Origin of the sequence: Limnospira sp. PMC 1279.21, assembly GCF_032349615.1 — a bacterium.
In the GTDB taxonomy this organism is placed as follows: Bacteria; Cyanobacteriota; Cyanobacteriia; order Cyanobacteriales; family Microcoleaceae; genus Limnospira; species Limnospira fusiformis.
Map to the genome: position 1 here is coordinate 17,992 of NZ_JARPLU010000048.1, position 12,101 is coordinate 30,092.

General features: G+C 46.4%; 9 protein-coding genes and 1 pseudogene. 5 read left to right on the forward strand and 5 right to left on the reverse strand.

The genetic code is table 11. The annotated features are described in order from the left end of the window. The first annotated feature begins 763 nt into the window (after nucleotides 1-763). Nucleotides 764-1,636 (forward strand): alpha/beta fold hydrolase, encoded by an 873-nt coding sequence (locus P5683_RS09755; protein WP_006670314.1) that lies wholly within the window; start codon nucleotides 764-766, stop codon nucleotides 1,634-1,636. 118 nt (nucleotides 1,637-1,754) lie between these two features. On the opposite strand, the gene recA is transcribed toward P5683_RS09755, so the two are convergent. Both recA and P5683_RS09765 read right to left on the reverse strand, forming a co-directional pair. Next, complete coding sequence (recA, locus tag P5683_RS09760; protein WP_008049115.1) at nucleotides 1,755-2,855, reverse strand: recombinase RecA; 1,101 nt, start codon at nucleotides 2,853-2,855, stop codon at nucleotides 1,755-1,757. Between the two features lie 197 nt (nucleotides 2,856-3,052). Further along, complete coding sequence (locus tag P5683_RS09765) at nucleotides 3,053-4,471, reverse strand: NADP-dependent isocitrate dehydrogenase (protein ID WP_006621037.1); 1,419 nt, start codon at nucleotides 4,469-4,471, stop codon at nucleotides 3,053-3,055. A 584-nt stretch (nucleotides 4,472-5,055) separates the two neighbouring features. Here P5683_RS09765 and P5683_RS09770 point away from each other — a divergent pair. Continuing rightward, nucleotides 5,056-5,229 carry a hypothetical protein gene (locus P5683_RS09770; protein WP_006621038.1) on the forward strand — a complete coding sequence of 58 codons (174 nt, stop codon included), beginning with the start codon at nucleotides 5,056-5,058 and terminating at the stop codon, nucleotides 5,227-5,229. Nucleotides 5,230-5,247: 18 nt separating this feature from the next. Continuing rightward, nucleotides 5,248-6,777: pseudogene (gene pckA / locus P5683_RS09775) on the forward strand (phosphoenolpyruvate carboxykinase (ATP)); the annotation flags it as partial. Nucleotides 6,778-6,855: 78 nt separating this feature from the next. Here pckA and P5683_RS09780 read toward each other — a convergent pair. After that, entirely contained in the window at nucleotides 6,856-7,482 is a 627-nt protein-coding gene (locus tag P5683_RS09780) for a response regulator transcription factor (RefSeq protein ID WP_006621040.1), read from the reverse strand. A gap of 151 nt (nucleotides 7,483-7,633) precedes the next feature. Next, nucleotides 7,634-8,860, reverse strand: coding sequence for a gephyrin-like molybdotransferase Glp (gene glp, locus P5683_RS09785; RefSeq protein ID WP_315639783.1), 1,227 nt, complete (start codon nucleotides 8,858-8,860; stop codon nucleotides 7,634-7,636). Nucleotides 8,861-8,957: 97 nt separating this feature from the next. Between glp and cobO the strand changes: the two genes are divergently transcribed. Both cobO and ureG read left to right on the forward strand, forming a co-directional pair. Further along, a complete protein-coding gene (gene cobO, locus P5683_RS09790) occupies nucleotides 8,958-9,572 on the forward strand; it encodes a cob(I)yrinic acid a,c-diamide adenosyltransferase (RefSeq protein WP_008049097.1) in 615 nt (204 codons plus the stop codon). A gap of 24 nt (nucleotides 9,573-9,596) precedes the next feature. Next, nucleotides 9,597-10,196, forward strand: a complete 600-nt coding sequence (gene ureG / locus P5683_RS09795; RefSeq protein ID WP_008049095.1) for an urease accessory protein UreG — start codon at nucleotides 9,597-9,599, stop codon at nucleotides 10,194-10,196. 406 nt (nucleotides 10,197-10,602) lie between these two features. On the opposite strand, the gene P5683_RS09800 is transcribed toward ureG, so the two are convergent. Continuing rightward, nucleotides 10,603-12,033, reverse strand: coding sequence for a family 10 glycosylhydrolase (locus tag P5683_RS09800; protein WP_006670960.1), 1,431 nt, complete (start codon nucleotides 12,031-12,033; stop codon nucleotides 10,603-10,605). Between the last annotated feature and the right edge of the window lie 68 nt (nucleotides 12,034-12,101).

Below are 12,101 nucleotides of genomic sequence, written 5' to 3' on the forward strand. Positions count from 1 at the left end.
AGGGAGTAGAGAGTAACGGCGATAGCCACCCCCAGTTTTGGAAATCATAACTCCAGGATAGAAGCGGGGAACGGAAGGCGTAGGTCGGAACCTACCTCCTACTCGACCACTGCCAACCATCCATGATTAGGGAAACCGAATGTCCGGCTTGAATCATCGTTAATACGGAGTAGCGAAATAGGTTGAAACGCTGCGTTCAAAAGAACAAGGGGAAAAGTAGGGTATTTATGTCATCACCTACATAGACCTTTAAAAGTACCCCGGTTCTGAGGACAAATCTAAAGATGGAATGCCCGTCGAGACGGAACGTTTTAACCCCTCTAATGCTCTATTGCGAGTTGCACTCGTAGTAGTAGTGAAAAATTTAAGCGTATGCTTAGAGGGTGAAGGATGTGACCATAAGCCAATGCCCAACTGTAATGGTTGGGATATGCCCACAGGTCAGCAGGGTGTGGATATAGATACTGCGATTAGTAGGAGTATAATGGCGAGAGCGAGTTGAAAGACTACGCGCTGCATAAAGCTCAGAACATTGAAGTACGAAAGCGGGGGGTGGTAACTCTGTTCCTATAACAAAAAAGGGTATCCACATCAGGAGCCGTGTGCAGGGAAACTCGCCGGCACGGTTTTGAATGGGAGGTGATGGAGGTGACTTCATTATCGACCCCTACCAGAGCATGATGTTCAAGCTCTTTGGCAATCCCAAGCTGCTGCTAGTTCTCTAAGAATCGATGTGGTTTGGGGTAAGTTATTGTGGCAGGATATGACAGGTTTGGAGTCTGGGTGGGAACACCTATATGTTGAAACTAATAACATTCACCTTCATTCTGTGACCCAAGGACAAGGTGAATTAGTTGTTTTGTTACATGGTTTTCCTGAGTTTTGGTATGCTTGGCGTTACCAAATTCCGGCGCTTTCTCGTTATTTTAAAGTAGTTGTGCCTGATTTGCGGGGTTACAATGACTCAGATAAACCGGAAAGTGGTTATGATCTCGATACCCTCAGCCAAGATATCCGAGGGTTAATTCAGCGCTTGGGATATGCAAAAGCCCATATTGTGGGTCATGATTGTGGGGGTGCGATCGCCTGGAATTTAGCCCAAAAATTTCCAGAATCAGTTAACCGTTTAGCTATTTTAAACGCACCGCCTCCCCATAGGTTGGTTCAGGAACTTATGGGTAATTTTGATCAAATTCGTCGCAGTTGGTTGGTCTTAGCTTTTCAAGTTCCGGGGGTTCCTGAATGGCTAATTCAGCAAAATTTGAAAGAGTTTATCCGTGGTTTTCTGCGAGAACACGCTATCCGCAAGGGGGCTTTTAGTGCGGAGGAAACCGAAATTTATCAGGCGGCGTTAGAGAAGCCGGGAGTATTGCGATCGGCAATTAATTACTATCGTCAACTTCTGCAACCAGCCGGTTTATTTTCCAGTTGGATGCGTCCGCCCCAAATCAATGTACCCACATTGGTACTATGGGGAGAAGATGATTCATTTCTTAGCCAGAAACTGGTTGAGGGTTTAGATAAGTTAATTACCGCACCTTTTCGACTACAATTAGTTGCCGACTGTGGACACTGGATGCAGCAGGAAGTTCCGCAACTGGTTAACCGGGAATTATTGAGTTTTCTCAGGAACTAATGAACTCCTCCCCCTGATTATAGTTGGAGACAGGGGTGAGGAGTGCCAGACTCCACCAGGGGAGGCGATTACGTGCCTTTTTCCGCTGGTGAAAGGGGACTTGATTTAACTCAATGATTTATTCTTCATCAGTATTGTCGTCAACGTCTTCAAGATCATGATCATCTGTTTCGACATCATTATCATCGAGTTTAACAACGGAGGTGGCTGATACAACTGCACCCCCGGCTAAAGCGGCACGGACTTCATCATCAATCTTTTTGGTAAATTCTGGGTTTTCCTCCATATAGGTAATGGTGCGATCGCGTCCTTGACCGATGTTATCGTTGTTATAGCTATACCAGGAGCCCTTGCGTTTAATCACTCCCGTTTCTTCTGCGAGGTCAATCAAACAACCGATAGTTGAGATCCCCTGTCCAAAAATAATATCAAATTCAGCAATTCGGAAGGGTGGCGCGACCTTATTTTTAGCCACTTTAACTTTAGCGCGAATGCCATACTCGTCCGAGCCTTTTTTCAGAGTTTGGGTGCGGCGAATATCAAGACGGACCGAGGCGTAGAATTTAAGCGCATTCCCCCCCGTGGTAGTTTCTGGGTTGCCGTAGACAATACCAATTTTTTGGCGTAACTGATTCAGGAAAATGACCGTACAGCCCGATTTACCGATATTTCCGGTAATTTTCCGCAGGGCTTGACTCATTAACCGCGCCTGTAGTCCCATGTGAGAATCGCCCATATCCCCTTCAATTTCCGCGCGGGGAACTAAAGCAGCTACGGAGTCTACCACTACAATATCAACCGCCACCGATCGCACCAATTGATCTACTATTTCTAAAGCCATTTCCCCGGTGTCAGGTTGGGAAACTAGGAGGTTTTCAATATCTACTCCCAGCGCCGCTGCATAGGTAGGATCGAGGGCGTGTTCAGCGTCCACAAAAGCTGCTATTCCGCCAGTTTTTTGGATTTCCGCGATCGCATGGAGGGCTAGGGTAGTTTTACCGGAACTTTCGGGGCCATAAATTTCAATCACCCTTCCCCTGGGCAAACCACCACCTAGGGCCAAATCCAAGGTGAGTGCGCCACTGGAGATAGTTTCCACCTTCATGCGGGCGGAGTCTCCTAGGCGGACAATAGACCCCTTACCAAAATTCTTTTCGATTTGGTTAAGGACTGAATTTAGGGCTTTCTGCTTTTCGGAGGTCTCGGTTTTGCTGGCCATTAGCTTTGAATCCTGCTCAGAGTAAAAATTGGAAAAATTGGGGCTAAAAAATAGATCTATGTGATCATCTGACCCTCTACCCAACCCTCTGCTCCCGGCGACAAGCTCAGGGAAGGGGTAGAGGGATTTCCATTTTATGTTAGCAGATGGCTTGTTGCCTATTTTCTGGTTAATAGGCGATCGCCCATTGCTATAGGTTAGAAGTTGCGAATGATAGCTTCGGCGAATTCTGAACACTTGAGGGGTTCAGCCGGGGGTTCCATGAGTCGGGCCAGATCATAAGTTACCTCACGGTTAGAAATCGCCGCCCCCAGACCTTTTTTAATCAGGTCTGCTGCTTCTTGCCAGCCCATATATTCTAACATCATCACTCCCGATAGGATTAACGAACCGGGGTTAACGCGATCGAGTCCAGCGTGTTTAGGTGCTGTACCGTGGGTAGCTTCAAATACCGCGCAGGTGTCACCAATGTTCGCACCGGGTCCCATACCCAACCCTCCTACCATAGCGGCGGCTGCGTCCGATAGGTAGTCTCCGTTAAGGTTCATGGTAGCCAGGATAGAGTATTCGCTAGGACGGGTTTGGATTTGTTGGAAGATGCTGTCAGCGATGCGATCGTTGACCATAATTTTATCTTTCCATTTACCATTACCGTGACTTTCCCATAGCGCCTCCAGAACCCCCTTCACCTCATCGCAGATTTCTTGGCGTTTTTCTGGGGTCAGCGCATCAAAACCCGGTTCTACCTGGCGCGCGTTATCTTCCAGGGAGATGTCGGGTTTATGTTCTTTGTTGCCGAGGATCCATGATTCTCGTTCAGTGATACATTCTTCGCGAAACTCCGTAGTTGCTAGTTCATAACCCCAGTCTCGGAAAGCCCCCTCCGTGTATTTCATGATATTGCCCTTATGCACCAGAGTCACCATTTGCTTATTTTTGGGGAGGCGCAGGGCGTGTTTAATGGCGCGACGGACTAGCCGTTGGGAACCAGTTTTACTGATCGGTTTAATACCGATACCCGAGTCTAGGCGGATCTGTTTTTTGCCATGTTCCGGGGTAGCCGGAATTAGCTCATTGTTGAGGGTGTCGATGAGTTTTTGGGCGATTTCCGTACCCTCGCGCCATTCAATCCCTAAGTATATGTCTTCTGTGTTTTCCCGATAGATGATCACATCGAGTTGTTCCGGGTGTTTGTGGGGGGAGGGAGTACCAGGATAGTAGCGACAGGGACGGACGCAGGTATATAGGTCATTAATTTGCCGTAGCGCCACGTTCAGGGATCTGATGCCGCCGCCTATGGGGGTGGTTAGGGGGCCTTTGATAGCCACACCATATTCTCGGATTGCCGTCAGCGTGTCTTCCGGTAAATATTGATAAGTGCCGTATTGTTCGCAGGCTTCGTCCCCGGCGTAAATTTTAAACCAACTGATCTGGCGATCGCCGCCGTAGGCTTTGGCCACTGCTGCGTCAATCACTCGTTCTGTCGCTGGCCAGAGGTCTACACCCGTGCCGTCGCCCCGAATGAAGGGAATAATTGGGTTATCGGGAACAATGGGTTCTCCGTCAGAGAAGGTGATTTTCTCGCCTGTATCGGGGGGGGTAATTTTTTCGTACATGATCTCTGTTCTTACTATAAACCTTCAGGTTTCCCTTATTCTGTCATGATTTTTGCCTGCACTCCGCAGCGATCGCCACAGAAATTTATCTTTTCTTTAGAATTACCCCTTCCCAAAGCTAGGGAACATAAACTATGATTGAGGAAATTTCGGTGCTCTATGATGCAAAATCTGCATTCAGAATTATAACTTAAACAAATGCAATAAAAGTACAATTAGCGCTTCCAAAAATTTCACTTCAGAATTAGGGCGATCGGTGTATCATTTTTTCAGGTGGAGGTAGATCAAACCAAAAACATTGCCAAGCACAACTACCTTCATGCACACGAGAGCGGGCATTGAGAATAAACATCAAAATACAAATCTGGTTTCCGAACTTCAAGCTCAAACTTTCCATTGAGGATAACGCTTCTAGCTGAGTGTACATAATCTATATATCACCGGCTAAGTTCCGTGTAGGGGCTTGTTATTAAAGCCACAAGCGTTGGGGTTAAGGTTTTAGGTTACTTATTAATATTCCCCAGCCACTCCCAAAATAGTTGCCCGTAAATACTTCACTTCAAAACCACTAGAGGTTATCAATTATGGATAACGTAAGTACAGTCGATCGCAGTGATTATCAAAACGTTTCAATTCCCAGCCTAATCAATAAAAGGTTATCTGACCAAGAACAAGACTTCCCAGTAGCTAAAACCGGAAAATATGTCGAGCGTCCTCTACAGGGTGATCCTACCTATGAATTAGAAAGTCTGGGTTGAAGAAACCTAGGTCATGTTTATCACAACCTACCAGTTGCTATTCTGATTGAACACGCAGTAGCTAGGGGTGAAGGTGTATTAGCAGCCAATGGTTCCCTTTGCGTAAAAACCGGTAAATATACAGGTCGTTCTCCTCACGATAAATTCATTGTTCAAGAAGAGAATAATAAGGACGAAATCCATTGGAGAAAAATGAACGTCCCCATTGCCGAAGGCAACTTCGATCGCCTATTTCGGCGGGTACGTTCCTACGTCCAAGGTCGTGATTTATATATCTTTGATGGTTTTGTAGGAGCAGATACCAAGCGTCGTTTTGGTGTGCGGATCATCAACGAGCTGGCATCTCAAAACCTGTTGGTTCATCAACTGTTTATTCGTCCAACAGACGAAGAACTGCAAACCCACAATCCTGACTTTACTGTAATTGCAGTTCCTGGACTCCATGCTGATCCCGAAGATGATGGCATCAATAGTGAAGCCTTTATCGTACTTAACCTGTCGAAACGGCTAGTAATTATTGGTGGTTCCAAGTACGCCGGAGAAATCAAAAAATCAGTTTTCTCCCTAATGAATTACTTTATGACCAAAGCTGATGTGCTACCTATGCACTGTGCAGCTAATGTGGATGACGCTGGTAATACGGCGTTATTTTTTGGTCTATCAGGGACCGGAAAAACCACCCTTTCGGCTGACCCGGAACGCTATCTAATTGGGGATGACGAACACGGCTGGTCAGAAGATGGTATCTTCAACTTTGAAGGTGGTTGTTATGGGAAAACGATCGCCTTATATCGGGAAAATGAGCCGCAAATCTGGGATGCGATCCGGTTTGGTTCAATGATGGAAAATGTAGTGCTTGATCACTACACTCGCATTCCCGACTACAATGATGGTAGCTTAACAGAAAATACCCGGGTGGCTTATCCCATTGACTACATTCCCAATGCAGTTATTCCTAGTATTGGTAGTCATCCCAAAACCATTCTATTTTTGGCAGCAGATGCTTTCGGAGTTCTCCCCCCCATCTCCAAACTAACCCGCGAACAAGCGATGTATCACTTCATGTCTGGTTACACCAGCAAGGTGGCGGGAACTGAACGGGGAATTAAAGAACCGGAAGCGACTTTCTCCGCTGGGTTTGGTAAGTGTTTCCTACCCTTAGAAGCAGCCGTTTATGCCAATCTGCTAGGTAAACGCCTTGGGGATCACCCAGAAACCAATGTATATTTGGTGAACACTGGCTGGTCTGGTGGTGTTTACGGAGTTGGCAGTCGTGTTTCCATCAAATACACTCGCGCCTTGGTGTCGGCGGCGGTGAATGGAGACTTGGATAATGTGGAATTCCATGAGCATCCGATCTTCAAGATTTGGGTTCCTAATGCTGTACCAGGAGTTCCGACGGAAATTCTTGATCCGGTGAAAACCTGGTCTGACTCCCAAGAGTATGAAAAACAAGCGAAATACTTGGCTAAATTGTTTGTGGAAAACTTCAGCAAATATGTGAACGTACCAGAGGAAGTAACCGCCGCTGGTCCGGTTGTCGATTAATCAAGGGTTGGGGGATAATTCCCCCAATACCTGAAGAAGGTCTAAAATTAGGTCGCGGCGTTTTCGTCGCGATTTTGATTATACTAAACCCGATCGCAAAGCGACGACAGCGACCATTACCCGGTCATCAACGGCTAATTTATTCATAATCCCCCGAACATGGGTTTTAATGGTGTTAGGACTTAAATAAAGCGCCTCAGCAATTTCTGGGTTGCTTTTACCTTCCACCATAAGTTTGAGAACTTCTAACTCCCGGGGGGATAAAGTACCCAAGTTACTTTGAGGTAGGGGTGGCTTGAGGTGTTCCATAACCAAACGAGCAACTTGAGGATCTAGATAGGTTGCTCCCTCATAGGCTGCCTGTATTGCTACAATCAAACTATCAACACTTCCTCCCTTCACACAATAAGCATCAGCACCACTGGAAAGGGAAGCAAGTACCTCCGTTTCTGCTGTGTGGGAGGTGAGCATAACGACTCTGATTTCTGGTAAGATTTCTTTAATCTGTTTGGTGGCTGCAATACCATCAAGGCGAGGTAACCCGATATCCATAATCACAACATCAGGTTTTTTCTCCTTAGCGGCTTCGACACCTAAATAACCATCTTCAGCAATACCAACCAGGGTAATACCTGGACAGTCAGATAAGACTTGCTCTAACCCTAGTTGCATCATAGGATCGTCTTCAACAATTAGAACGCGCATTATTGTTCACGGGAATGTTATAATAGCAGGGTTGCCAATGGTCACAAATGACGGCGGAAACTATAGTCAATATATTAGCTATTGTGGTTAATAATCCCCCGTTACATAGAGATGCAAGAGGAGTCCTGTGGAACCAAATGTATCCAAAATCTCAACGGACTTTGAGAATTTGGACAAATTCCCCGGCTTCAATGCAGGTCTGACCGACTGGAAGCATAGCCAGGGCGTTGGTTTGGGCGAGGTTAATCAGGTTTCCAGAATTTTGGCTTCCTGGGGCGAGGATAAATTGGGTTTCGCCATTGACCGATCGCAGATTTCCCCAAAGGTAGGTTTCTCGCTTACCCCCCGATCGCAATTCCATTGGCGATCGCACCCGCCACCATTCTGGTCCCCAAAACTCAGAAGTGAGTCCGCTTCGTTTTCTCAAGGCTGGTTGGACAAACCGCCAGCAGGTGACTAAGGCTGACACCGGGTTTCCCGGTAAACCAAAATACAAACAATCGGGAAAAGTCGCGAAGGTGAGGGGTTTTCCGGGTTTGACGGCTACTGAGTTGAACAGAATTTCTCCCCCAAGGTCAGCCAGAATTTGACCAACATAATCATAATCCCCGACGGACACTCCCCCAGTTGATAATACTATATCAGCGCTGAGTAGGGCTTTGGCGATCGCTGTTTTGAGGGCTTCCGGTTCATCAGGAATAATCCCTAAAATAACCGGTTCTGCGCCCATTTGCATCACCCAACTCGCTAAAGCATACTGATTAGAGTCTACTAGCTTTCCTGGGGCTATGGGATGCTCTGGGGGGATTAATTCGTTCCCGGTTGATATCAATCCTACCTTGAGTTTAGCATAAACTGGGACCTGCACACATTTGGCCGCGGCTAAAACTGCGATTTCTGCAACTCCTAAGCTAATTCCCGCAGGGAGTAGAGGGTCTCCGGCGCGACTATAGGACCCCTGATGACGCACAAAGGCTCTCAGTTCCGGGGTGGTTAGGATTTTGATGCGATCGCCATCGGGTTGGGTATCTTCTTGGATTACAATTGTATCAGCCCCAGCAGGTAAACAGGCTCCTGTAAAAATGCGCGCCGCTTGTCCGGGGGCGATAGTTTTTTGGGGACAATATCCGGCGGGTATTTCTTCTATGACTGCCAAAGTTACAGGATTTTCGGCGCTACTTTGGGCGACATCAGCATAACGGACGGCATAACCATCCATGGCGGAGTTATCCCAGTGGGGAAAGTCTAATTCACTGGTAATCGGGGCGGCGAGAATGCGTCCGGTAGCCTCGGATAATTTGACCAGTTCTATATCTTGTTGGTGGGGTGGTCCTACTTGTTCTAGGATAATTGCCTCTGCGGCTTGGGCTGATAACATACAATCTCATTTCTGGGTTTTCGTCTCCATATTCTATAGCAGCTTTAGTCGCCTCTATGCTACAGTTGATCAGGTCCTACTCAGTGATGCGATCGCTATGGAAACTACGGGTTTGACAGCGGAACAACACCGCCAAAAAATGCAGCGCCGCAAGGAAATTCAAGACCAGCGGGTAGCTGAGAGACAGGTGGAAAAGGGTTTGATTATTGTCAATACTGGCAATGGGAAGGGTAAAACTACTGCCGCTTTGGGGATGGTTTTACGATCGCTTGGTCATGGCTATCGGGTGGCGATCGTCCAGTACATTAAGGGCGCATGGGAACCAGCAGAAAAGGCCGTTTTCAGTCTCTGGCCGGAACAATTACAGTTTCATGCTTTGGGGGAAGGTTTTACCTGGGAAACTCAAGACCGCGATCGCGATATCCAAAGGGTTAGTGAAGCCTGGAAACTTAGTCTATCTTTAATTGAAAATCCCGAGATTAAGTTGGTACTTTTAGATGAAATTAACATCGCCATTAAGTTGGGATATCTCACCGTAGAAACGGTTTTGGCGGGTTTGGAAAAGAAACCTCACGACTCCCATGTGATTTTGACCGGTCGTGGCGCTCCCCCTAGTTTGATAGAACGCGCGGATCTGGTTACCGAGATGACTTTGGTTAAGCATCCTTTCCGGGAACAAGGGGTTAAGGCTCAACCGGGTATCGAGTTTTAAGTTGTCTATAATCAGGGGAATTTCATGAGTCCTTTTCGAGTGGGAATTGCAGGTCCGGTCGGGTCGGGTAAGACCGCTTTACTTGATGCACTCTGTAAAGCTATGCGCGATCGCTTTCAAATGGCTGTGGTTACTAATGATATTTACACCCAAGAAGATGCTCAGTTTTTGATGCGATCGCAAGCCTTAGAAACTGATAGAATTATCGGTGTCGAAACCGGAGGCTGTCCCCATACCGCTATCCGCGAAGATGCTTCGATTAATCTTAGTGCTATTCAAGAGTTGGAGTCTACTTTCCCTAATTTGGATGTCGTGTTTTTAGAGAGTGGTGGCGATAATTTGGCGGCGACTTTTAGCCCGGAATTGGTCGATTTAACTATCTATGTTATTGATGTGGCGGCGGGTGATAAAATTCCCCGCAAAGGAGGACCCGGAATTACTAAGTCCGATTTATTGGTGATTAATAAAATTGACTTGGCTCCCTTTGTCGGCGCGGATTTAACCGTCATGGAAAGAGATGCTAAAAAGATGCGCGGAAATAAACCTTTTGTCTTTACTAACCTCAAGGAAAAGCAAGGATTAACTACTATCCTCGATTTTATTCAGTCTCATATCATTAACTGACCAAACCTTAATATCTATACCACATCACAGACACCTATAGGCGATCGCCTCCCCCCTATTATTGGCGCAAATAGTTAAGTTTTGCTAATACTTCCACCCAGATAATTTTGATGTTCCGAACGACATTAAGAATTAATAAGTTTTTATTGAAAATAGCTCGCAAAAGGTTGACGAAATAATAGGGGTTCTGGTATCCTAGAATAAATCGCACCCAAGGGGTTCCTGTGTCTACACGCAAAAAAAAGCGCTGAAACCCTCATTCTAGCGCCCATCAAAATATTTTCTGGCTAAAGAATATAATTCACGAATCACGAGTTTTGGGGAAGTAAGGGACGGCCAAAAATCGACCTCTTGACAAAAGCGACATTTTGTGCATAGCCCCAAACTGACCCACAATTGAAGTCGGTTAGCGAATAGAAGCGCGAATAGCAGGTTGAGGGAACATAGACTGGAAACTATACTGTCTTTGGGCGAGGGGTTCAGCGGCGTGGTCCCAGAGACTTTCATAGAAAAAGAAAGCGACACCGAATTGGCGATCGCGCGCGGCACGAACCTTAGACTGGATGAAATTGATAGGAACTGGTCTAGTTCTCAAACCGGTGAGAATACCAACCCCGGTAGAAATCTTGTTTTGTGCGGCTTTCATTTCCGGTCGGTTTAACTCAGCAATAAAAAAGTCCAATTCATCCCGATAAACCTGCACCACCAACTCATCAACAAGACCATCTCTAACCCAAGTAACCCAATCTTGTAAATGACCGTTATAGGCGATATGATAAGGATTCGGACTAACGGAAATAATGCTATGAGGTTTTTTGGCTTTAATAGCTTGGTGCAATTGTCTCATAAAAGCCGTGATTTTATGAGCACGCCAACGCACCCAAGCGGGGTCTTGGGGGTTACTAGGTGGGGTGCGATTAGTCTCTCTTTGATAAAGAGAAATGGTATAAGGGTCATATCCAAATGTACTAGGTAAACTGGTATGGTCGTCAAACTGTACGCCATCAATATCGTAGTCGGTAACCACCTCTACAATTAAATCAGTCATAAACTTCTGGACTTGCGGGTGAAAGGGATTTAACCAAACGACTTCCCCAGCGGCGCTTATGGAAGTTTTAGTTCCGTCTCGCTGTTGAGTCAGCCAGTTGGGATGTTTTAAAGCCAACTCGGAACTAGGGGGAGCCATAAAACCGAACTCAAACCAGGGAAGCACTAACAAGTTATGACGATGAGCGCGTTCAATGATATCAGCCAGCATATCTTGTCCTTGGAAACCCCGGCGGACAAAAGGCTGAATTCCGGCTTCTTTAACTACAGAACTTTTATAGGTGACATAACCAGAGTTCCAAACCACTGGATAAATTGTGTTAAAATTGAATTGGGCGAGTTTGCTGACTGCTTCTTCGAGTCTCGGTTGATTCATTAACACATCTGTATCATTGGTGGTCATCCAAACGCCACGAATTTCGGTTTTGGGAATTTGGGGAATGGGTGGAGGTGCGATCGGCGGCTGAGGAACTGGTGGGGGTATATCAGGAACTGGTGGGGGTGTAATGGTTTCCTCGATAGCTGGTGCGGGAGGAGGTGTAATGGTTTCCTCGGTGGCTGGTGCGGGAGGAGGTGTAATGGTAGGCTGTGGTGGCTCTAGGGGTAGAGGTTCATCAAAAACTTCTGGGGGAAACAGGGGTAAGTCGGGGGAAGTCGGTGGTGTACGGAAAGCTGGGGGGAGTGCGATCGCTGGAATTTGTATGACAGCAATTAGGCTGACAAAAAATAAGGCAATGAGGAAACTGGCTTTTTTGACCAAGGTTGATTTCATAGTTGTAGTTAGGAGCATGATTTAATCTCCAATTAGGTTAACATTTTACGGCAATACGGTATAATACCAAGTATGGTGCGAGACCT

Bases quoted from the DNA above. Each gene is read 5' to 3' on its own strand.
- P5683_RS09755 (WP_006670314.1), top strand. From the start codon at position 764: ATGACAGGTTTGGAGTCTGGGTGGGAACACCTATATGTTGAAACTAAT.
- recA (WP_008049115.1), bottom strand. From the start codon at position 2,855: ATGGCCAGCAAAACCGAGACCTCCGAAAAGCAGAAAGCCCTAAATTCA.
- P5683_RS09765 (WP_006621037.1), bottom strand. From the start codon at position 4,471: ATGTACGAAAAAATTACCCCCCCCGATACAGGCGAGAAAATCACCTTC.
- P5683_RS09770 (WP_006621038.1), top strand. From the start codon at position 5,056: ATGGATAACGTAAGTACAGTCGATCGCAGTGATTATCAAAACGTTTCA.
- P5683_RS09780 (WP_006621040.1), bottom strand. From the start codon at position 7,482: ATGCGCGTTCTAATTGTTGAAGACGATCCTATGATGCAACTAGGGTTA.
- glp (WP_315639783.1), bottom strand. From the start codon at position 8,860: ATGTTATCAGCCCAAGCCGCAGAGGCAATTATCCTAGAACAAGTAGGA.
- cobO (WP_008049097.1), top strand. From the start codon at position 8,958: ATGGAAACTACGGGTTTGACAGCGGAACAACACCGCCAAAAAATGCAG.
- ureG (WP_008049095.1), top strand. From the start codon at position 9,597: ATGAGTCCTTTTCGAGTGGGAATTGCAGGTCCGGTCGGGTCGGGTAAG.
- P5683_RS09800 (WP_006670960.1), bottom strand. From the start codon at position 12,033: ATGCTCCTAACTACAACTATGAAATCAACCTTGGTCAAAAAAGCCAGT.